Annotated in this window: 17 protein-coding genes and 2 pseudogenes; 1 reads left to right on the top strand and 18 read right to left on the bottom strand. The window is 38.8% G+C overall.

The window, feature by feature from the left end; genetic code table 11:
- Positions 1-60 precede the first annotated feature (60 nt).
- Both B9P78_RS03410 and B9P78_RS03405 read right to left on the bottom strand, forming a co-directional pair.
- Positions 61-1,503 (bottom strand): HAMP domain-containing sensor histidine kinase, encoded by a 1,443-nt coding sequence (locus B9P78_RS03410; protein WP_094518142.1) that lies wholly within the window; start codon positions 1,501-1,503, stop codon positions 61-63.
- A gap of 2 nt (positions 1,504-1,505) precedes the next feature.
- On the bottom strand, positions 1,506-2,228 hold the full coding sequence (locus B9P78_RS03405; RefSeq protein WP_094518141.1) for a response regulator transcription factor: 723 nt from the start codon (positions 2,226-2,228) through the stop codon (positions 1,506-1,508).
- Positions 2,229-2,492: 264 nt separating this feature from the next.
- On the opposite strand from B9P78_RS03405, the gene B9P78_RS03400 reads away from it, so the two are divergent.
- Positions 2,493-2,873 (top strand): single-stranded DNA-binding protein, encoded by a 381-nt coding sequence (locus B9P78_RS03400; RefSeq protein ID WP_094518140.1) that lies wholly within the window; start codon positions 2,493-2,495, stop codon positions 2,871-2,873.
- A gap of 362 nt (positions 2,874-3,235) precedes the next feature.
- On the opposite strand, the gene whiA is transcribed toward B9P78_RS03400, so the two are convergent.
- The 16 genes and pseudogenes from whiA to uvrA form a co-directional block, all read right to left on the bottom strand.
- Complete coding sequence (gene whiA, locus B9P78_RS03395; protein WP_094518139.1) at positions 3,236-4,180, bottom strand: DNA-binding protein WhiA; 945 nt, start codon at positions 4,178-4,180, stop codon at positions 3,236-3,238.
- Positions 4,181-4,205: 25 nt separating this feature from the next.
- A pseudogene (gene yvcK, locus B9P78_RS03390) lies at positions 4,206-5,221 on the bottom strand (uridine diphosphate-N-acetylglucosamine-binding protein YvcK).
- The gene (gene rapZ, locus B9P78_RS03385) at positions 5,221-6,108 is read right to left on the bottom strand and encodes an RNase adapter RapZ (RefSeq protein ID WP_094518138.1); all 888 of its coding nucleotides are present in this window, start codon (positions 6,106-6,108) and stop codon (positions 5,221-5,223) included. Before rapZ ends, yvcK begins: the two are co-directional and overlap by 1 nt.
- A 45-nt stretch (positions 6,109-6,153) precedes the next feature.
- A complete protein-coding gene (locus tag B9P78_RS03380; RefSeq protein WP_094518137.1) occupies positions 6,154-7,878 on the bottom strand; it encodes a phospho-sugar mutase in 1,725 nt (574 codons plus the stop codon).
- Positions 7,879-8,051: 173 nt separating this feature from the next.
- Entirely contained in the window at positions 8,052-8,990 is a 939-nt protein-coding gene (trxB, locus tag B9P78_RS03375) for a thioredoxin-disulfide reductase (RefSeq protein WP_255377071.1), read from the bottom strand.
- Between the two features lie 141 nt (positions 8,991-9,131).
- Positions 9,132-10,004 (bottom strand): UTP--glucose-1-phosphate uridylyltransferase GalU, encoded by an 873-nt coding sequence (gene galU, locus B9P78_RS03370; RefSeq protein WP_094518135.1) that lies wholly within the window; start codon positions 10,002-10,004, stop codon positions 9,132-9,134.
- Positions 10,005-10,037: 33 nt separating this feature from the next.
- Entirely contained in the window at positions 10,038-11,084 is a 1,047-nt protein-coding gene (locus tag B9P78_RS03365; protein WP_094518134.1) for an NAD(P)H-dependent glycerol-3-phosphate dehydrogenase, read from the bottom strand.
- A 12-nt stretch (positions 11,085-11,096) separates the two neighbouring features.
- A complete protein-coding gene (gene lgt, locus B9P78_RS03360; protein ID WP_094518133.1) occupies positions 11,097-11,957 on the bottom strand; it encodes a prolipoprotein diacylglyceryl transferase in 861 nt (286 codons plus the stop codon).
- 15 nt (positions 11,958-11,972) lie between these two features.
- A pseudogene (gene hprK, locus B9P78_RS03355) lies at positions 11,973-12,898 on the bottom strand (HPr(Ser) kinase/phosphatase).
- A 418-nt stretch (positions 12,899-13,316) separates the two neighbouring features.
- Positions 13,317-13,670: a phage holin family protein gene (locus tag B9P78_RS03350; RefSeq protein ID WP_094518132.1), complete on the bottom strand. Its 354-nt coding sequence runs from the start codon at positions 13,668-13,670 to the stop codon at positions 13,317-13,319.
- Between the two features lie 2 nt (positions 13,671-13,672).
- The gene (locus tag B9P78_RS03345) at positions 13,673-13,996 is read right to left on the bottom strand and encodes a PspC domain-containing protein (protein WP_094518131.1); all 324 of its coding nucleotides are present in this window, start codon (positions 13,994-13,996) and stop codon (positions 13,673-13,675) included.
- 12 nt (positions 13,997-14,008) lie between these two features.
- A complete protein-coding gene (locus tag B9P78_RS03340) occupies positions 14,009-14,191 on the bottom strand; it encodes a PspC domain-containing protein (RefSeq protein WP_094518130.1) in 183 nt (60 codons plus the stop codon).
- 2 nt (positions 14,192-14,193) lie between these two features.
- The gene (locus B9P78_RS03335; protein ID WP_094518129.1) at positions 14,194-15,648 is read right to left on the bottom strand and encodes a DUF4097 family beta strand repeat-containing protein; all 1,455 of its coding nucleotides are present in this window, start codon (positions 15,646-15,648) and stop codon (positions 14,194-14,196) included.
- A gap of 114 nt (positions 15,649-15,762) precedes the next feature.
- Entirely contained in the window at positions 15,763-18,990 is a 3,228-nt protein-coding gene (locus B9P78_RS03330; protein WP_094518128.1) for an AAA family ATPase, read from the bottom strand.
- 1 nt (position 18,991) lies between these two features.
- Positions 18,992-20,140: an exonuclease SbcCD subunit D gene (locus B9P78_RS03325; RefSeq protein ID WP_094518127.1), complete on the bottom strand. Its 1,149-nt coding sequence runs from the start codon at positions 20,138-20,140 to the stop codon at positions 18,992-18,994.
- Between the two features lie 101 nt (positions 20,141-20,241).
- Positions 20,242-23,061, bottom strand: a complete 2,820-nt coding sequence (gene uvrA, locus B9P78_RS03320) for an excinuclease ABC subunit UvrA (RefSeq protein WP_094518126.1) — start codon at positions 23,059-23,061, stop codon at positions 20,242-20,244.
- Between the last annotated feature and the right edge of the window lie 329 nt (positions 23,062-23,390).

The raw sequence follows: 23,390 nt of genomic DNA, 5'->3' as shown, positions 1-23,390 counted from the left end.
AAACAAATATAGGGTCCTTGCCCCTATCATAAAAGCCTTTTACTCAACTTCTTCTTTTCCTTATTTTGCATCTGCTTGTTGTGCTAATAATTCGCGACTTAAGAAAACAAGCGTAAAGATCGTACCAACGCCCGCTTCACTTTCAACATGAATCGTAGCCTTATGTAGCTCAACCAATTGTTTCACAATGGAAAGGCCTAAACCTGATTCACCAAATTCATTGTTTTTTCGTGAAATATCGGCCTTATAAAATCTTTCCCAAATATTTTCTACTTGGTCTTTCGTCATGCCCATACCTGAATCTTTTATTTTAATATAAGTCTTCCCGTCTTGGAAGAGTGTACTCAAATATATTTCTCCATCATTGGTAAATTGTACCGCATTTTGCACAATATTAAAGATAATTTGATGGAATCTATCGTAATCGGCATAGACTGGTACATTATCCGGCACATCGACATCAAATACAGTATGTTTCGCTTTGGCGCTTTCCGTTAGTTGCAAGGCAATATCTCGTAAAACATCTCCAGCATTGAAATTGCTCTTCGATAAAACAATTTCATTAGAACGAATTTTTTCAATATCTAAGTTTTCATTTACTAGACGGTTCAAGCGATTCGCTTCCTTGTACATCAAGTCAACACTGCGATCAATCTTATCCTCAGGTAGTACCTTTTGGCGCAATCCTTCTAAGAGACCAATCATTGTTGTTAGCGGTGTCCGGATTTCATGTGCCACATCCATCATCAATTGACGTCGAATGTTTTCCTGACGGTCGATTTCAACTTCAGATTTCTCTAAGGATAGGGCCATCTGATTGAAATCCTCCGCTAAATCATCAAACTCATCAATGTTACTCACTTCTAAGCGTACCGAATAGTCGCCTTGCGCAGTTTGTTGGGTTGCCTCTCGCAAACGTCGGATACGTTTATTTTGATAACCCGCGATAAATACACTGAATAGTACCGCAATAATTAAGGCAATCGCAATGCCTTTCAACACATTCTGCATTAAGTTGTCGATGATCGCATCCGATTGACTGGATGGCACACCTAATACCAAATACCCCGCATAAGACTGGTCTTCAGCACTTGTCAGTGGCATGAAAATAGCTAGCGCATCGCCATTTTTCTCAGCAAAACCCATTTCAAAACTTTGTAAGCCTAGAGGTTTACCGTTCTGCAAATCTGCCAAAGCTTCATCAGATAGTTGATTTGTCGGAATTTCTTCAGCTTCTTCCGTTGGATACAGCAAATTATTATTCGCATCGAAATAAAATAATTTCATATTTGATGAAGATAACAAAGGCTCCATAGAAGCTAAGAAATCCGTCGTAATGGTCTGACCACCAACAAATTTGGCAATATCATTTAATTGCTGTTCCTGACGTAGTAATACTTGATCTCTTGAAAAAGAAAACAAGGTCACCCCCATCGCAGCAATGGTCACTGCGATCACAACGAGGAAACTAAGAATTTGTTGGTAGAAAAAGTTTAACTTCATATTTAAACACCAGTTTCGTCGAATTTATATCCTACTCCCCACACTGTTTGAATCAGCTGTGGACCATATTCTTCCATTTTTTGACGTAGTTTCTTGATATGTGCATCAACAGTACGTTCGTCTCCATAGAATGGATCTTCCCACAGTGTTGTCAATAAATGTTCTCGGGTAAATACTTGTTTCGGGTGACTTGCCAACAATTGTAAAATTTCAAATTCTTTTGGCGTTAGATGTTCAATCAATTGATCTTCAAAAAACGCTTCACGATTCTGGCTATTAATGCGTATAAATTTCGTTTCAATATCGTATTGGCTCGCATTTTCAACTTCACCATCTTTAGCAATTTCTTCTGTTAATTGGCTACGACGATACAAAGCGCGCATTCGTGCCATAAAAGTAATCGGATCAAATGGTTTGGTTACATAATCATCTGCGCCCAGACCTAGGCCTAGCACTTGTTCACTCTCTGCATCGCGGGCAGTCAACATGATGATAGGTACCAATTTATTTTGTTTACGAATATCCCGACAGATTTGAATACCGTCCTTACCCGGTAAGTTCAAATCTAAGATAATCATCTCAATCGCTGCTTCATTCGCCAAGTAGTACTGCCAACCTTCTTCTCCATCTTGGATAAAAGTTGCTTCCCAACCTTTTTGTTGCTCGAAAAACATGCTCATCATTTCAGCAACACTCTCATTGTCTTCAATCATTAAGATATTCATGCTCAATATCCTCCTAAACTTTTAGTTAGTTTCATAAATTAGTCATTTGAGTTCAAAGAAATCCGATGAAATACCATTATTATCTCTTTTATATTGTACCCTAAATTGGGCTAATCGCCGTCTAGTTTCTATTCAATTTAGTCATAATTTATAAAATAACACATGAATTTGAATTTTTTTCGCGGTTTTTGGGAAAATAAAACGTATATATTAAGTGGAGGGCGTAACCCTCTTGTTTCAAATACTAATAAGGAGGCTAAAATAATGAATCAAGTCCAATTAATTGGTCGTATCGCACGAGATGTTGAATTGACTGAAATATCTAACAACCGTCAAGTCATCAACAATGCCCTTGCCATCAACCGAAAAAGTAAAGATGGCATCGACTATGTTGACTTCATCCCTATTACCGCTTGGAACGGTACAGCTAAACTCATCCATACCTATATGCATAAGGGTGATGAATTAGCGATCGTTGGCCAATTGCGCATGCGACAATTTGAAACAAAACAAGGACAACATGTGTCAACAGTTGAAGTATTGGTTTCTGAAGTACAGTTTTTACGCAAGAAAATTGCTACAGATCAAGCCCGTACTCAAGAACAACAAATTTTGGATAACATCGAATCCTTAATCGTAGAATAAAATTTGCCCTATCACGCCTGACATAATCATTTTTCATTCTGCTAACTATTATTTTTGAACACCATTTACAAAACTTAAATTCTTACATACATAGTCTTACATTTTAATTCACTTCCTCAAACTGATTAAAATTTGGACAACATATGCCAGCAAATACAGTATCCTTATTTCATTAGATTATTCATGCATTTACCTCAAAAATGCTTGAGCGGCAATCCAATCGCCTATCTTCGGGTAGATGGCTATTTGTCGCCCATCTCATTCATATTTTTAAACCAGCCATTCGCATGATACATGTGCGAAGAAATACAAAAAACGTTGGCATTCAGCCTGATCAGCTAAATACCAACGTTTTTAATTGTCTAACGACTAACGACCGAACCTCTAAGTTGTTCAGCGTATTGGTTAATTTTACGTAATCTATGATTTACACCTGATTTTGAAATTGGTTCACCCTCAACGAGCTCCCCTAATTCTTTGATACTTGCTTCCGGATTTTCCAGACGTAAGAGTGCAATTTCTTGCAGCTTTTCTGGTAATTCACCTATACCAACCGTAGATTGAATTAATTCAATATTTTCTACTTGTTTAGAGGCAGCTGTAACCGTCTTATTCAAATTTGCATTCTCGCAATTGACAATACGGTTTACTGAATTTCTCATATCCCGCACAATTCGAATGTCTTCAAATTTTAACATTGAGGCTGTAGCCCCAATTAAGGCTAAGAAATCAGCAATTTGTTCTGATCCTTTTAGGTAGGCAATGTAACCCGACCGACGTTCAACTGAACGTGCATTTAGATTATATTTATTCATCATTGTTACTAAATCTTGACAGTGTTCTTCATATACTGAATAAATTTCCAAATGGTAGGAAGATTTTTCAGGATTATTGACCGAACCTCCAGCTAAGAATGCCCCACGTAAATAAGACCGACTTCGTTGATCATTTTGCATCATTTCCTCAGAAATATTGGGATTAATTACCAATTGATCTAGAATATGCATATCTTTTAGAATTTCTTCCACATGATTTTGCACACGCACGATGTAGATATTATTTTTCTTTAATTTCATTTTCTTCCGAACAACCAACTCACCATTGGTATGAAAAAATTCCTTCAACAGTGTGTAAATTCGTCGTGCAATGGCGGCATTTTCTGTCTGCACATTTAGGGTCAATTGGCCATTCATAATGGTAATCGAACCGTTCATGCGTAAAATTGCTGCTAATTCTGAACGCGCGTGCTCATAATCCACTGTTAGCTGGGTGAGTTCTTTCTTCACTTCTCCTGCGAACGAACCCATCAGCTCACCTCTTCCTGCTATTCTTTTATTTTGCTGTATTATTCATAACGTCTATAATTGAAGCCACTAGCTTGTCTTGGTTATGATACACACCTGATTTCTCGATGTTTAAAAAATCACACCCAATTACCTGTGCTTCTTCTTCCGCTAACCCTTTACGGTCGTGCGTAATTTGCACCAAGTAATCTTTCTCACTAGCATTCTCTAAAAACTCATATGGCACGGGGGTTTTATTCACCAAGACGGTATCAATTCCCTTTGCTCCTAAGTGTTCATTAATCACGCGCACATGGTCTGCATCAGAAAAATGTTCCGTCTCACCAAGTTGTGTCATGATATTACAAATATAGACAACTTTGGCGGGCGTGTCAAGAATTGCTTTTCGAATATCTTCAATTGCCACGTTAGGCAAAATAGAAGAGAAGAGGGATCCAGGTCCTAGAACGACAGTATCTGCTTGCATAATAGCCGATACCACTTCACGACCAGCCTGAGGTTGACGAGCTGGTTTTGTAGGGTCTTCATTTGCTAAACGTACTGTTACATGTTGAATTTGATCTGGATGGCTTACAACAGCTGTTTCGCCTCAATCATAGTGCCATCCGCAAAGTGCCCTTGTAAAATCAAGGGCTCTTCACATGCAGGCAATACTTTTCCATCGACTTCCATCATATAGGACAATAAACGAAGCGCTGAGAAAACATCGCCTCTCATTTCAGCTATAGCCGCAATAATAAGATTGCCGATTGCATGCCCTGAAAATTCTTTGTCTTCATCCCCAAAACGGTATTGGAAGATATCTTTATAGATATCCTTCATGTCAGATAAGGCAATCAAACAGTTACGAATATCTCCTGGTGGGATGGTATTCACAGCGTTTCTTAACGATCCACTCGAACCACCATCATCTGCGACAGTAACAATAGCAGTCACTTCACAATTTGCAGCTTTTAACCCTTCCAACAGAATGGGCAAGCCTGTCCCACCACCGATGACCGTTACTTTTGGTCGTCTTTTTGTAATTGGTGGTTTTTGATTTATCACGACCTATTCATCGACTCTTTTCTTTTCGTGCGATCACGATGGATAATATTGACCTTGAAGCCTTGGTCTTGAATATGGTGTGCCACACGTTCTGTTAACGCAACTGAACGGTGTTGTCCACCCGTACAACCAATCGTAATCGTCAAACTTGATTTACCCTCTTTTTCATATAATGGCAATTCAAAATCTAATAAATCAGTAAATTTACGATAGAATACTTCAGATTCTGGTTGCGACATCACATAGTCATACACTGGTGCATCAAGTCCTGTTAAAGGACGTAACTCATCGATATAGTGGGGATTTGGCAAGAAACGTACATCCATAACAATATCAGAATCGATTGGTAACCCGTATTTAAAACCAAACGACATCACATTCACCGTAAAGGTATCTGTGTCAGACGTTCTGAATTCCGCATTTAATTTATCGCGGAACTGACGTGGTGTTAAATTGGTGGTATCGATCACTAAAGATTTTGTACGAATGTCGCTTAGCAATTCTTTTTCGCGATGAATGGCTTCAAGTACAGAAACACCATCTGTTTGTAACGGATGAGAACGACGTGTTTCTTTATAACGTGAAACCAAGGCTTGTTCATCTGCTTCCAAGAAAATAATCGACATTTCAACAGTATTGGTATTATCCATACCTGCAATTTCATCCATCAATTCATCAAAGAATGAACGTGAACGTAAGTCAATCACTAAACAGATCTTACTAATCTTCCCTGTTTCTTTGATTAATTCCCAAAATTTCGGTAGTAATGAAGGGGGCATATTATCCACACAGAAATAACCCATGTCTTCAAAACTTTGTAGCGCTACTGTTTTACCAGCTCCACTCATCCCTGTAATAATGACTAATTTTAGTTGATCATTCAATTTGTTTTTTCCTCCTCATAGGGGAAACTGTCTTACCTAGAACGTTTAGGCAGTTAATTCATTTAACGCTGTTTGATAAGCCTCAACTTTGGCTTGTGTTGCTTCACTTGAATCTGCAACTGCACCAATATAGAATTTGATTTTTGGTTCAGTACCTGATGGTCTAACGGCAATCCATGTTTCATCTGCTAAATAATATTTCAATACGTTTGATTTTTCCATACCCATTGCTTCAGAACGGCCATCAGCGAATACACGGCTATCTTCAAGGTAATCTTCTGTTACCTCAACTTTTTGACCAGCAATTTCGCTTAAACCTTCACCACGAAGTTTGGCCAAAATCGCTTCAATCTTCGTTGTACCCTCTTGTCCTGGTAGGGTCACAGAAATCGTTTTCTCTTGGAAAGTACCAAATTCTTTGAATAAGTCTTGTAAACCGTCATAAGCTGTTTTACCTTGTTTCTTATAGAAAGCAGCTACTTCAGCTAATAGTAATGTTGCTTGCACAGCATCTTTATCACGAACGAAAGCTTTCACCAAATAACCGTAGCTCTCTTCAAAACCAAATAAGAATGATTTTGAATTGTCTTCTTCATAATTTTTGATTTGTTCTGCGATAAATTTAAATCCAGTCAACACATTCACCGTTTCAACGCCAAATGATTTAGCAATGGTTGTTGGCATTTCACTTGAAACGATTGATTTCAAAATTACGCCATTTTCAGGTAAATCACCAGCACTTTGTTTCGCTGTTAATAAGTAATGTGTCATCAAGGCTGCGATTTGGTTCCCTGTAATTACTTGGTAGTCACCATTTGGTAATTTTACAGCTGCCCCCATACGGTCTGCATCCGGGTCAGTTGCAATTAAAATATCCGCATCATTTTCTTTACCGTAACGTTCTGCATATTCAAAAGCCCCTGCTTCTTCTGGGTTTGGTGATTTAACCGTAGAGAAATTCGCATCTGCTTCTTTTTGTTCTGCAACGTAAGTCACGTTAGTGAAACCTGCATTTGCTAAGGCGTTTTCAACAAGCATTTGGCCTGTACCATGTAGCGGTGTATAAACGATAGATACTTGGTCTGCCATTTCATCGATTAAATCTTGGTCAACGATGACTGTTTGCAATAAGTCTAAGTATTTTTTATCGATATCTGCACCAATCATATTGATTAGGCCTTCAGCTTTTAGACTTGCTTCATCTCCAACTGCAACAGTTAACGGATTTTCTACAGCACGAACGTTGGCTGTTACTGCATCTGCATCAACTGGTGGCATTTGTCCACCATCTTCGCCATAGACTTTGTATCCATTGTAGTCAGCTGGATTATGACTTGCCGTAATCATGATACCGGCAAAGGCATTTAATTCACGAACAGCGTATGATAATTCTGGTGTTGGACGTAGTGATTCAAATACGTACGACTTAATTTGGTGTGCACCCAAAGTTTTAGCTGCTTCCATAGCGAATTCAGGAGACATGTGGCGAGAGTCATAAGCAATCGCTACACCGCGGTCTTTGGCTTCTTGACCGTAGTCTTCTACCAATTTAGCTAGCCCTTCAGTGGCTTGACGAATGGTATAAATATTCATACGGTTGATACCTGCACCTAACACGCCACGCATACCAGCAGTACCGAAACTTAATGGTTGATAAAATGCATCTTCCACCAATTTTTCGTCGCCTTCAATAGCTGCTAAATCTGCTTTTAAATCAGCATCTAGCGCATCAAAGTTTCTCCATTGTAAATAAGTTTCTTTCCAATCCATCATGTGGCCTCCCTTAAAATAAAGCGATAACATCTTTGCTCTTATTGTATCAAATATTATGAAAAAAGATAGACCAAAGCATAGGCGTATCTGAAAATTTATGGCATTGTCTTTAGACAAAAAGAGGGTAAACCCACATTGGTTCACCCTCTTTTCACTCTAGCTAATGACACTTAGTCATTTAAACTTTCGATATAATTATATGCTTCTTGTCCACCAATGGCACCATCACCAACAGCAGTTGAAATTTGACGTAATTTCTTTTGACGTACATCACCTACGGCAAAGATACCAGGAATACTTGTATGCATATCTTCATCCGTAATAATCCAACCTTCTTCGTCAGTAATGTTCAAGTCTCTGAAGGCTTCAGTATTTGGTAGTAAACCTACATAAATAAAGACGCCATCAGCTGGCACTTCTGTAACGACACCAGTCTTCACATTTTCCATTTCAAGGGTGGTTACTTTTTGTTCGTCACCTTTGATTGATTTCACGACTGTATCCCAAGTAAAGTCCACTTTGTCGTTAGACATTGCACGGTCTTGCAAGATTTTTTGAGCACGTAATTCATCACGACGGTGAACGATATTTACGTTCTTCCCAAATTGTGTTAAATAAGTACCTTCTTCAACTGCAGAGTCTCCACCACCGATAACTTTTACGTCTTTATCGCGGAAGAATGCCCCATCACAAACGGCACAGTAAGATACACCACGGCCAGCATATTGTTCTTCACCAGGTACCCCTAATTTACGGTGAACTGATCCTGTTGCAACAACTACAGCTTTTGCTTCGTATGTTTTCCCCATATCTGTTTGAATGGTATGGATACCTTCACCAGGCGTAATTGTTTTTACAGTACCAAATTCATGTGAAACACCAAATTGCATGGCACTTTCAAACATATCAGTTGCTAAATCTGGTCCTAAAATACTCTTAAATCCAGGGTAGTTTTCTACCTCTGCGGTATTCATTAGTTCCCCACCAGGAACACCTCGTTCAATTAATGCTACGGACAAATTGGCCCGTGATGCGTATAAGGCAGCGGTCATCCCCGCTGGTCCAGCACCTAGGACTACGACATCAAATTGTTTTGCTTCTTCTGCCAAAATGTACACATCCTTTCCTTTTATATATCGTTCAATTTTATTATCATCAACTATCATTTTACCATGTTTCAAGTGAAAAAGATTGTAACTCGCTCAAGCAAGTTACAATCTTTGATGGCTAATTTATTTTTTCAAAAAAGCTTACAGTTGATCCTCAATTGATAACAAATATTCTTTCAAGCCATTTTTCACACCAGGGTGTTGTAAGCCGTATTCAATACTTGTTTGCATGTAACCTAATTTGTTTCCAACATCGTAACGGCGACCTTTAAATTCATAAGCAAATACACGTTGCGTTTTGTTCAAACGGTCAATAGCATCCGTTAATTGAATTTCATTACCCGCACCTTCTTCTTGTGTTTCCAACAATTCGAAGATTTCAGGTGTTAATAAGTAACGACCGATAATCGCTAAGTTTGATGGTGCATCTTCTGGTTTTGGTTTTTCCACAAATTGACGCACATTATAAATACTTTCATTGAATTGTGCTTCTGGATCGATCACACCATATTTATCTGTATCTTCGTGTGGCACAGGCATTACCGCAATATTAGATGCATGTGTTAATTCGTATGCATCAATTAATTGTTTCGTTAGCGGCACTTCATCCACCATCAAGTCATCACCAAGCATTACAACAAATGGTTCATCACCAACAAAGGCTTTCGCTTGTAATACCGCGTCTCCTAGTCCTTTTGGATAAGATTGGCGTTTGAAGAATAAGTTCAAACCAACCGTTTCGCCAATAATTTCAAGTAAATCGTCGCGTCCCTTGTCTGCTAAGTTAGATTCTAATTCCACATTTGAGTCAAAGTGGTCTTCAATTGGTCGTTTGCTCTTACCAGTAATGATTAAAATATCTTCAATCCCAGATGCAATCGCTTCTTCCACGATAAATTGAATAGTTGGTTTGTCCACAATTGGTAGCATTTCTTTGGCCATCGCTTTTGTTGCAGGTAAGAATCGTGTACCAAGACCCGCTGCAGGGATAATTGCTTTACGTACTTTTGTCATGTTTACATCCTCCAGTTTTATGTATATCGTGTTTTAAAATAAATCTGCTAAATTATCTTCGAATTGTAATTCACCCTTACGTTCACGTGTCATCAATGCGGTCACGACCTCTTGAATACTTAAACCTTCTTTGATGACCATGTAAACGCCTTGGGTAATCGGCATATCAACGCCCTTTTCTTGCGCTAGTTCATAAGCAGAAATAGCTGTGGCTAATCCCTCTACAACCATCCCCATGTGTGCTTCGACTTCAGCTACTGACTGACCTTGGCCAATTTGTTGACCTGCCCGCCAATTTCTAGAATGGACACTTGTTGCTGTGACAACTAGGTCACCCAAACCAGATAAGCCCATAAAGGTCAAAGGGTTTGCCCCCATCGTTACACCTAAGCGTGTGATTTCTGCTAAACCTCTTGTTAGTAACGCGGCCTTAGCATTGTCACCAAAACCTGCACCAACCAGTGCACCCGCTCCTAGGGCAATAATATTTTTCAGGGAACCGCCAAGTTCTACGCCAATAATATCAGGATTTGTATACACTCGGAAGTAGTCATTCATAAATACTTCTTGCACAAAATCACGCGCCCCTTGGTCGGTACTCGCAGCTGTGATGGCTGTAATATCATGTTGTGCTACCTCTTCTGCGTGACTTGGACCGGATAACACTACCACTTTTGCTTGTCCTAGAGGTGTAAATACCTCCTCTAAAATTTGAGAAATGCGTAGGTGACTACCCTGTTCAAGTCCTTTTGAAGCATGCATCAAAATCGGTAATCCTTGTTTACTTTGTAAAATCGTAGCAACCTGAGATGCGACTTGTCTGATTGCCTTAGTAGGCACTACAAAATTGATTAATTCAGCACCCTCAAGCGCAAGGTTTAAATCACTGGTAATGCGAATATTTTTGGGTAGTTGTAATTCTGGTAGATAGCGTGCGTTCTTACCTGTTGCTATCATTTCATTTGCTTGGTCTAAATGGTGGGTCCACAAACTTACATCGTGACCATTTTCCGCTAAGACCATTGCCAAAGCTGTACCCCATGAACCTGCACCGAGTACGGCAATTTTTCTGGCTGTCATGCAACCGCTCCTTTATGCTTTGTCTGATTGACCAGCACTTGCTTGATAAGCTGGTCCATTGTGTTCACTATAGTAATCGTAATGTTTGTCATTTAAACGACGTGACATAAAAATGAAAATACCTGCAATGAATAATAAGCCGGCTAATACTTGGCTGACACGGAAAGGTCCAAACATTAATGAGTCGGTACGCAATCCTTCGATAAAGAAACGACCGAATGAATACCAGATAAGATATAGCAGGGTCGTTTCTCCAATACGCAAGGTTTCTTTACGCGAACGTAGGAAGAGGATAACGGCTACACCAATGAAATTCCATACAGATTCATATAGGAAAGTCGGTTGGTAATACACGCCATCAATATTCATCCCCTCAACAATAAAGTTAGGCAGATGTAAGGTATCACGTAAAAATGATTCCGCGACTTCACCACCGTGGGCCTCTTGGTTGACAAAATTTCCCCAACGGCCGATGCCTTGAGCAAGTAATAGATACGGGGCTACGGTATCGGTTACAAAAAGTGGATCCATTTTCTTGGATTTAGAGTAAAGGTAAAGTGTCAAACCACCAGCGATAACCCCACCATAAATGGCAATACCACCGTTCCAAATTTGTAAAATTTCACCTGGGTTTTGTAGATAATAATCTAGTTCAAAGAGTACGTAATAAATACGTGCACCAATAAAACCAATCAAGATGGACCACATGCCCGCATCTAAGATAAATTCTTCATCCCAACCCTTACGCCGGAAATCTCTAGATGCTAGTGTTAAAGCAATTAGAATAGCAGCGCCAATAAAAATACCATACCAGCGAATGGGCCATCCAAATATGCTAAAGGCCACTGGATCAATTGCAGCAATATTCATCATCAATTTATTTCTCCTCTAATTTGTGTTGTTATTAATCAATCTTGTTAAGCGCTCATTAAACATCTTAGCGGCATCAAAGCCATAGATTTGGCTCTAAAATTGATTGCTGCTACTTCAATAATGCTGGAAATATTTCGCCCAGTTTGAACTGGAATCGCAATTTTTGGAATATCTACATCCAAAATTCGCTCTCGCTCTTCAGCCGTACCTAAACGGTCAAAAGTAGAATCTTTCTTCAATTCACGTAAATCGATAATTAGGTTAAGCTGTTGTTCTTTACGTACTGCACCCGCCCCGTATAAAGTCATTACATCAATGATACCTAAACCGCGGACTTCCATCACATTCCGTAAAATTTCCGGCGCTTCACCCATGATTGTTGTATCATCTCGTTGATAGAAATCAACTCGGTCATCTGCTACCAAACGGTGACCGCCCTTTACTAATTCCAAGGCTGTTTCAGATTTACCTACGCCAGAATGTCCTGTAATTAAGATCCCTAAACCGTAGACATCAATGAAAACACCATGTTTAGAAATACGTTCCGCTAACAATGAGTGTAGATATTCTGTTAAATTACTAGATAGACGTGTCGTAGTAGTTGTTGAACTTAGGACAGGAATATGGTTTTCAGCTGCCGCTTGTAAGACCTCATATTCAGGCTCTTGCCCTCTTGAAAAAATAAATAATGGTGTATCATCGCGTGCTAAACGACGCGTAATTAATAAACGTTCATCACTTGTCATCTTACTAAGATAAGTGAATTCCGCTCGGCCAAATAATTGGACACGTTCGGATGGGTAGTAGTTAAAATACCCAGTAATCTCCAAACCAGGTCTGGAAATGTCACTGGTAACAATTTCTCTATCTAAATACTCACCACCAGATACGATTTTAAAATCAAATTGGTCTACAAGGTCTTTTACGGTTACCTTTGTCATACTCGAGTTCCTTTCTTGACGTCACTTTGTAATCATTTTACCATATTCAATACATATGGACAGTTGGATTGTCTAAAATATTGCGAAAAACAATCCACCCCCCAATATAGCGCTGAAAAACAAAAAAGAGGCTGAGACAAAATTAAAATCATAGATTTTTCGTCCTTACAGTGTACATTCCTTGTGAGCCATGGGACTATTGAAAACCAAGGTCTTTCAATTTGAAATCGAGCCAAGGTCTCGATTTCATCATCTTTCACGGCTAAAGAACTACACTTTCAATCCTTTAACCTGTGCCCATGATATATTTAATTTATAAGAATTTTTTCAAAGTAAAAGGCGTACACAACTCTTATAAAGAATTGTGTACGCCTTTTTAGAGGCCTTTTGTCCCAGCCTCTTTTAAAAATTGACTCGCTTAACGTGATTCATTGATGAATTGTTCAAAGAACCAGTGGTACATCCCAAACAGAAATGCCGCGATGATGGCATAAATGAAACTGCTGAATACAAAGGATGATGGGAAGAATAAACCTACAATTGCAAACATCAACCCATTCACGACTAAACGGAATAATCCGAACGTTAAAATATTCAATGGTAATGCTAGTAGGTTCACAATAGGACGAATGATTGAATTAACAATACTCAATACGATTGCCACCAAGATTGCTGACCAAAAATCAGCTACGTACACATTCGGTGCCAATAACCAAGAAATCGCCATCAACCCTAAAGCATCAATAAGTGTTGCTAATATAAATCGTCTCATAATTAGAAATCACGCCAACTTTCTTCCTCGTCTGGAGTATCATTTGTTTTAGTTTTTTTATTATAGTGGATATCTTCTGAATCATCAACCGGTTTCGTTTGACGCACCTGTGGATCACCCTCACCAGTCACATGATGATTGGCACTAGCCCGTGGCATAATCAAGGCTAAAATAACATAAGCCAAAATACCTGCACCACCGGAAATACTGATGACCACAAAAAGTACTCGGATAATGGTCGGATCAATGTCAAAATATTCTGCAATCCCTGCACATACACCGTCAACCATGATGTTACTGTTAGATTTAGTCAATGTTTTTGCCATGTTTACGTCCTCCTATTTTGACGGCATCAGGAATGCCAAAATTATATACAGAATGAACACTGGAAACTGGGTTAAACTAATCAGTACCGCTATGATACGGACTAAGTTGCCTGACACATTAAAATATTCACCAATACCACCACAAACACCGAATAGCCATTTATCATTTACTGATTTTTTTAATTTACCTGTCACGATTATGCATCTCCTTTGCGACGGTTTGCATCATCTTTCACCTGAATATTACCATGCATTGTCTTTAAATTCACTCGATATGGTTTTTCACCAACAACTTCATGATAGAAGACTTTTTCTTTATTCCATTGGTCATTTGCTTGTGTTTGGCTCTTCAAATGCTCACTGCGGAACATAATCTCGCCCTGCATTGTTTGCGCAACCCCATCAACAGCTGTGGCAGTCGGCATATTCAATTTAATATTACCGTTTTTCGTATCCACTTGAGCGCGGACTAGCGGTGTTTCAAACATGGTTACAACAATATCCCCCTTTAGTGTGTTCATTAAGATATTTTCAACATGCCCCTTAAGGCGTTGGTGTCCATTCAATGATTTTGCCACTAAATCTAAGGCGGTGACATTATCTAATACCACTTGGCCGTTTTTCGTGTCTACTTCAATCATCGAAGCAGTAAAATCGGTCAATCGAATTTCACCGTCCACAGTTTGAATATAGACGTCGTTGGTATCCACCTTTGTGACATTAACCGGACCCGAAATGGTTCTCAGTTTTAGATAGTCTAGACGTTCATTTGGCACTTGCAACACAATGTCTGATTGGATGAAACGGGAAATCATGTTTAAGGTTAAAGCTCCTTCAACAAAATTCAAATCCACACGTTTTTCAAAAGCCGCTTTGGCATCTTCCTCTTCAAAATCACCATATAATTTACCGGTAACCGTCATTTTACTTGTTGGTTGATCCCAACCAATCAAGGTTACTTTACCATTTGCAATTTGAATATCCACCATTGATAGTGGCGTTTCAAAATCATAGCTAGCTTCAAACTGATGTGTGATTAATTTGGGTACTGGAATAGGACCGCTACCTTTTTCAAATTTCACTGTTTTATTGAATTTTTCTTGCACTTGGTCAATAACTGTACGGGTTTTATTGAATAAGTCACTCATGATATCTTTGTAATCATAATCATTCGTTTGACGAGATGAGTCAGTTTCTTCGCTTTGATTAGTAGTATCCCCATCAGCTGTGTTGTTTTCGACTGTAGGATTTTCTAAATCGATTGTAGCTATCTCCGATTTTACTTGTTCAATTTGTTCAGATAATTGATTAATTTCTTCAGTTAAACGGTCAATTTGGATATTGCTCGCCTGTGTTTTTTCAACACTATTTTCAAGCTGATTACGTTTAGTTAATTTAGCTGCAAGACTCGCTTCCAAGTCTTTTTGAATGGCTACTTTTTGGTCACGACCGCTATAGTCAGGTTGACTCGCTTCTTTTTCAGCTGACCATTCAGCGTAGAAATCATCTAAGACATCTTTCTCAGCTTCTTGATCTGCCACCGTTTTTTCGGTACTTTGTTTTGCTCTATTTTCTAATAAGATAATCGCTTCTTCATTGGTTAACATGCCGTCTTTTACAAGTTTTAAAATGCGTTCTTTATCGTTTGACATAATGACAACCTCCTAGTTGTTTTGTACTTCCCTTGATAGCTATATTGTGCTATTTTGCAGAGTACTTGTCATAGGTCTATAGCCCTAATTTCGCATTTACTTGTTTTTAGACATTTATATTAGACCAGTGAATCTAGCCATAGCGCCTTGGTCACCTTTATCTACCTGAAGATGGACTGGAATTTGTTGTTTCAATTCTTCCACATGGGAAATAATGCCAATAATACGACCACTCGCTTGTTGCAAGTCGGTTAAGGTTTCAATTGCTTGTTGCAAGGATTCTTGATCAAGCGTACCAAATCCTTCATCAACGAATAAGGTCCCAATCTCAATACCACCCGCCTCATTTTGAATCACATCTGAAAGGCCTACTGCTAAAGCTAAGGCTGCTTTAAAACTTTCGCCGCCGGACAATGATTGAACGCTTCGTTCTGCTCCTGCTTGAAAATCGAATACATTTAAATCAAGGCCCTTAGCACCGTTACCACCTTTACCTTCAACATTTCGTTTGAAGACATAACGTTTTTGTGTCATTTCTAATAGGCGTTCATTAGCAAAAGACAAAATTTCATCGAAGTACAAGCCAAGGATATACCGCTCAAAAGAGATATTGCCGTACTCATTCACCTTACCGTTAGCGACTTGATTTAGGCGTTCTAATTCACCAAAGTGTTGCCCTTTTTCCTGATATGCCTGTAAATTTTGCTTGAATTGCGTAAGACTTTGGCTCAGCTGTGCCCGAATACCTATTACCGCATCTTTTTCTGCCTTCACTTGAGTTAAGTATGCTTCGATTTCGACCACCTGTGCTTGATAATTGGCTTTTGTATCATCAATAGAGGCGGCAGACATGGCTGTTTGATTATTGGCAAAATCATTTTGATAAAGATAGGCATCTTGATCAAATTTCTTAATTTGACCTTCTATTGCTGGCCAATCTCTGTTCGATTCATGAATTTCAATTACTTCTTCAAGGGTAAATTTGGCTTGGCTAAGCAACTCATTTAATGTTGTTTCCTCTTGCGTGATTTGTTGCAACGTTTGTTTCATTTGCGCCTGGAAATTCACTTTTTGCGTTTCTAATTTGGTTAATTCATTCTTTACAGCGTTCAGATTATCCGTCAGATTTTTCTCTGATTTCGTTGTACGCTCTAAAACAACACTTTTCTCGTCATATTGGGCCGTAACTTCGTCTAATGATGCCCCAATTAATTGACCCCTAGTTTGCTGAATTTCTACCTCTGTCGTTTGAATACTTTCTTGGTTGCTAGCAATTTGGCCTTTCACACCTGAAAGTGATATTTGCATATTTTGAAGGTAGGTCGTGGCATCCGTTAACGCTTTTTGACAGGCACTTAATGCTTCTTCCAACTTGGTTTTTTCTGCTTTCTTCGCAGCATAATGACTTTGTTCACTTGCTAACATCTGCTCATACACCGCTTGCATTTTTGCGAAAACATTTAATTTTGTTGCATTGTCAGTGTATTGTTTGTTGAATTGCTTCATATTGTCTAAATGTTTGGCTTCTTGTATATACTTAAAAAACAATTCGTCAAATTGGACTTGTTGCAATTTCATATGTTCCTCAGTAACCGTACTTTTTTGGTAATACGCTTGCGCTTCAGTTAATTTGGCATTAACCATATCCTTAGTAACTTCAGCATACTTTACAACTGCAGGGGATGGATGATTTAGACTACCACATACCATACAAGCTTGACCTTCTGTTAGTTTTTGTGCCAACTCACCGGCAATATTATGGTTATATTGATTTGATAGCACCCTACTTTCTTCAGTAGCCTGTACATATTGCCCATATTCTTCTTGACGCTTTTGCCAATCCGCCACAATCATAGCATGTAGTTTTTCTAATTGCTTGCTATCGTTTGTCATCGTATCTACATATCGCTGCGTGACTGCTAAGTCTTTTTCAAGATCGCTTAAATCAGTAACTTGCGCCAATTTTGTTTGTTTCTCTGCTAGGTCAGTTTGTATATTGGCTAGGTCATTCTTTTGGTAGCTTTCAATTTGATTTGTTAAAGTTACCTCTTGTGCAAGTAAAACTTGGTTAGCTGTTTGTTTGGTTTGCAAGCTATTTACATCATCGAGATATCTTTGCCATTTCGTCTTAGCAACCGCCAAATTTTGAAGATCTTTACGCAATTGAGGAACCTGGTCAATGAATGGTTTTAAGGACCTATATTCCTGTTCAATTTCCGCTTTCTGAACTGATACCTTGCTATATTCTTTTTCATTCTCTTTTAGCTGTTGCTCGATCATATTTTTGCTCGCACTTAAGTTGACCACTTGTTTATGCACTTGATAGCTGTCGGTGCTCTCCCGATATTTTTCATAGGTGCTTCGTAAGGCTTGAATCTCAGGTTCACGCGCCGTCAACGCTTGCTTACGAACGGCTAAGTTCTCAGCAGCATCTAGTAGTGCGATTTTTTCATTCGTGGCCCGCAATTTATTGTCTGTGTGCGTCATTTTATCATCTAGCTGGTCAATTTTTTGATTGAAAAAGGCTAATTTATTTTGTGCCCAGTCAGCTAATGCGGTATGGTTTCCTAGCGTAATGGCTTGTTCAACCCATTCCTTTTCACTTACAAGCTGGGTTACGTCCTGATTTTCATCCTTATTTTCATCCATATCTGCTGATAATGTATCTGCTACTTCAATTGATACATCTTGATCTGTAAATTGTAAGAAACTTTGACTACCTGCATCTACTTGTTTTTTCAAGACGCCCACTTCTTGAACCGCTTCTTTATATTTTTCTGCAATAGTCGTTTGGAACTTCTCAATATACCCCGTATGGAAGATACTACGTAAAATGGTTTCCTTGTCTCCTGAATTTGATTCAAGTAATTTTTTAAACTCACCCTGTGGAAGCATGACGATTTGTCGGAATTGATCAACGGTTAAGCCTAAAATTTCCTGGATTTTACCATCTACCTCTGTTGTTTTCGTATAGACAAAATCCTCACCTTCAAGAGAAACTTCTGCCCCTTGTTCTGAAATTTTCTTGCCTCTCTTTTGTGGTCGACGTTGTTTAGGAATGCGTTTAATCGTATAAACTTTCCCGTGAATTTCAAAAACTAAAGATACATAGGCAACTGTTTCATCATCGGCTAATTGAGATTTTAATTCATTCACATTTCGCGAAGAGCCAGAGGTTTTACCGTACAAAGCATATACAATTGCATCAAAAATCGTTGTTTTCCCTGCACCTGTTGGCCCTGTAATTAAGAATAAATGTCGATTGTTTAAATTAGTAAAATTCAGTGTTACCTTTTCTTTGTATGGGCCGAATGCCTGGATTTCAAGTTCTAAGGGTCTCATATTAATCCTCCTCTAAAATCGCTTTAAAAGCATCTTGGACGATAGTCGTTTGGTATTCTGACAAATCAAGTGAGGTATTTGCCGCATAGAAATCACCAAACTGGTCCCATACCGGTTTTTCCTGAAACACTTTCCGTTTTGTCGTATGATTGATTGTTTGCTCATTCTTCAATGCTGTATATTCTAAGCTCATGGCATTTGGATACCGTTGTTTCAACCGATTCATGGCCTCATGTTGTGTATAATCATCGGTTAATTCAAAGAAAATATAATCATCAGAATGACCAACTAGGATATCATCAAATTGCCCACGAACGACACGCATATCAATTTTGGGTAACAAATCATGCTTCGTCACTTCTATGCTGTCAGTCGCCTTATCCAAATCGATTTCTAAGAAACCTTTATGATGATTCACTTCAGATTTAGAAAACTTCAATGGTGAACCTGAATAGCGAATGCGTTCAGATCCCACTTTTTGACTGCCATGTAAATGCCCCAAGGCAACATAATCAAACCCTTCAAATACCTTGGTAGGTACATATTCACTCGTTCCAATACTTAACGGACGTTCAGATTTTGATTTTTCTAAATCTTCGCCAGGAGTATCCATACTACTGGCAGTGACATAACCATGATAGAGCACGATGTTTAAGCGGCTTTCATCCCATTGATTTTTGATAGCCTGCACTTGCACTCGTGTTGCATCTTCAATACTATGGATAGTTTCATCGGGATAAATACGTTTAAGGCTCAAATGATCACTAAAAGGCAAGAGATAAATATCTGCTTCCGTAGTCGAAACTTTAGCGATTTCATGCGTCGGTAACCCAACCATATATAAGCCCTGGCTAGCTAAAATATCATTCGCATAGGCAACACGTTCGCCTGCATCATGATTACCAGAGATGATGCAAATGGGACAATCTAATTCACGGGTCATACGTGTCAATATACGGTTGGCTAATTGAACGGCATCACGACTTGGCAAAGTTCTGTCATATAAATCACCAGCCATAATTACCAAATCAGGCGCTAATGCGACTGTTTGATTCAACCAGTCATCTAAAATAGCTGCTTGATCTTCAATTAAGGGATGTTCATTTACGATTTTGCCAATATGCCAATCTGCTGTATGTATTATTTTCACGTAATCACCCTACTTTCTATTTTTACTGCTAGCTAAAAACACTATGAGTGTAATGTTATGTTCACATCTCATAGTGCTCTGCTTTCATCTGTCCGACAATTTTATTTCTTTAGTAATGGTTTTAAATATTTACCTGTATAAGATGCTTTCACTTTAGCAATTTCTTCAGGGGTACCAGTAGCAACAACAGTACCACCGTTGGCGCCACCTTCTGGTCCAATATCAATGACATAATCCGCTGTTTTGATCACATCTAGATTATGCTCAATAACAACTACGGTGTTTCCTGCATCAACAAGTCGTTGAATCACACAAATCAAACGTTTGATATCTTCAGAATGTAACCCTGTTGTTGGTTCATCTAATACATACAAGGTATTGCCTGTTGCAACTCTTTGCAATTCTGAAGCTAATTTCATACGTTGGGCTTCCCCACCAGATAGAGATGGCGCTGGTTGACCTAAGGTAACGTAGCCTAATCCTACATCAACAATTGCCTGTAGTTTACGACGGATTTTTGGTACAGCTGCGAAGAATTCAACCGCTTCCTCTACACGCATATCTAATACTTCGGCAATATTTTTGCCTTTGTATTTCACTTGTAATGTTTCTGCGTTATAACGAGTACCATGACATACTTCACATGGCACATATACATCCGGAAGGAAATGCATTTCCACTTTCAGAATACCATCACCCTTACAAGCTTCACAACGGCCACCTTTAACGTTAAATGAGAAGCGTCCTTTACTATATCCACGTACCTTTGCTTCGTTTGTTTGCGCAAATAAATCACGGATATCATCAAACACAGAGGTATAGGTGGCTGGATTTGAACGAGGCGTACGCCCAATTGGACTTTGATCAATATCGATGACTTTATCCAATGATTCATAACCTGTAATCTCTTCAACTGCGCCATGTGGTGTTTTTGCACGGTTTAGTTGATGAATCAGATATTTCTTCATGACCTCATTAATTAATGAAGATTTACCCGAACCCGAAACGCCACTCACCACATTCAGACGACCAATTGGAATATCCACATCTACATTTTTCAAGTTGTTTTCACTTGCGCCCTTGATATGGATAGCACCCTTATCTTCAGTTCGACGTTTTTCTGGTAGAGGAATTTTTCGAATACCTTTTAAATATTGTCCTGTGATAGAATCTTCGTTATTTGCTACTTCTTCTGGTGTACCAGCTGCAACAACTTGTCCACCAAATTCACCTGCACCAGGGCCCATATCAATTAAATAATCTGCTTCTCGCATTGTTTCTTCATCATGTTCTACTACGATTAGGGTGTTGCCTAAATCACGCATACGTTTCAACGATTTAATTAAACGATCATTATCACGTTGATGTAAGCCGATTGATGGTTCATCTAGGACATACATAATGCCTGATAGGTTTGACCCAATTTGGGTTGCCAACCGTATACGTTGTGCTTCACCACCGGATAGGGTACCAGCAGAACGGTCTAAAGTTAGATAATCCAATCCAACCTCTTGTAGAAAATTCAATCGTGAGCCGATTTCACGCATAATTGGTTTGGCAATTGTATTATTTTGATCTGTCATATCTAAACCGTTAAAGAAATCAACGGTATCTACAATCGCTTTATGTGTGATTTCTGCAATATCTTGCCCGCCAACTTTTACAGATAGGGCTTGACGATTTAGTCGTTTACCATGACATACCTGACATTCTAATTCTGTCATATATTGCCCCATAGCTTCTCGCATGGCTTTCGATTGACTAGATTGGAAACGACGACGCACGTTTGGAATAACGCCTTCAAACACGCGCATTTTATCTTGAACTGAACCAAATTCATTTTCAAAATGGAAATGGAACTCTTTGTCTCCAGACCCATATAAAATAAGATCTTGTTGTGCTTGCGTCAATTCTTTAAAGGGTACATCCATAGGGATATCAAAAGCCTCAGCAGCTTGTTTTAAAATTGTTGGGTAGTAAGCAGAACCTTTTGAATTCCAAGGCTGGATAGCCCCTTCTTCAAGACTCTTACTTTTATCAGGGACAATTAGGTTAGGATCAGCTTCTATTTTTGCACCTAATCCGCTACACTCTTCACACGCGCCATAAGGTGCATTGAATGAAAATAGTCGAGGTTCTAATTCACCTACGGTAAAGCCACAATGTGGACAAGAATAATGTTCTGAGAATAAAATTTCATCCCCATCGATTAAATCACATACCGCGTAACCATCAGCTAAACGCAAAGCGGCTTCAAGTGAATCGGCTAAACGAGAACGGATGCCCTCTTTAATCACCAAACGGTCAATGACGATATCAATTTGATGTTTCTTATTTTTATCTAATTCAGGCGTATCATCGATGTCATAAATTTCACCATCGATACGCACGCGGACATACCCTTGTTTTTGAACACCCTCAATAATTTTTTTATGTTGCCCTTTTTTTCCATAAACAATTGGTGATAAGATTTGAATCTTTGTACGTTCTGGTAGCGCCAAGATACGATCAATCATCTGATCTAAAGATTCGCTCGTAATTTCAGTTCCATCATTTGGACAAATGGGTTGTCCAACGCGCGCATACAGTAGACGCAAATAATCATTGACTTCTGTAATCGTTCCTACTGTTGAACGTGGATTTCGACTAGTTGTTTTTTGGTCGATAGAAATAGCCGGACTCAATCCCTCAATACTATCTACATCTGGTTTTTCTGTATTTCCTAAAAATTGACGTGCGAACGCAGAAAGACTTTCTACATAACGACGTTGGCCTTCAGCATATAAGGTATCAAATGCCAAGGTAGATTTTCCTGATCCAGACAAACCTGTCACAACGACCATTTGATCTCGGGGAATATCAATATCGATATTTTTTAAATTGTGGGAACGTGCGCCTCTAACTTTAATCAAATCTCTCACTCATGCCACTCCTTACACTATTTTCTTAGTAATTGGAACTTTGTTACTTCATCTATTTATTATGACATATTTTCTAAAAAGTCACATTAAATCGTTCATTTTCACCTCTTATTTTATCAAACGTATGTTCGATTTGCAATGTTAACACCATCTACGCAACAATTTTATTATCTTGTTCACAAAAAAAGTCATCGACAATTGTGGGTCTCCGACTTTTGGTGTGGATGAGAAATCATTCAAACCTATTTTGTATAAAAATACAAAAAGACATATGAATATTTCCTATGCTAAAATTTAAGCGTCTAAACCAAAATTAGAAAGGAAATTCA

Source organism: Aerococcus sp. 1KP-2016 (genome assembly GCF_002252085.1).
Taxonomy (GTDB): Bacteria; Bacillota; Bacilli; order Lactobacillales; family Aerococcaceae; genus Aerococcus.
The sequence above is the reverse complement of the archived record's forward strand: the minus strand, read 5'-3'. Positions and strand labels throughout refer to the sequence as shown.